Annotated in this window: 1 pseudogene; it reads right to left on the minus strand. The window is 49.8% G+C overall.

Features of this window, described 5'->3' with window-relative positions:
- Nucleotides 1-255 (minus strand): annotated as a pseudogene (gene tuf, locus JHD74_RS26510) (elongation factor Tu); the annotation flags it as partial.

Here is a 255-nt window from a genome sequence, read left to right on the forward strand (position 1 = left end):
GGATTGCGAAACGCAAGCCTTGGTCCATCGCGATTGGGTGGATCAGGGTAACAACCATGTTCACGTTATCGCCTGGCATTACCATCTCTACGCCTTCTGGCAGTTCGATGGTACCGGTCACGTCAGTTGTACGGAAGTAGAACTGTGGACGGTAGCCTTTGAAGAATGGAGTATGACGACCACCTTCTTCTTTGCTCAGGATATACACTTCTGAATCGAACTGAGTGTGTGGCTTGATGGAACCTGGTTTAGCCA

Source organism: Serratia sp. ASV30 (genome assembly GCF_016428815.1).
Taxonomy (GTDB): Bacteria; Pseudomonadota; Gammaproteobacteria; order Enterobacterales; family Enterobacteriaceae; genus Chania; species Chania fonticola_C.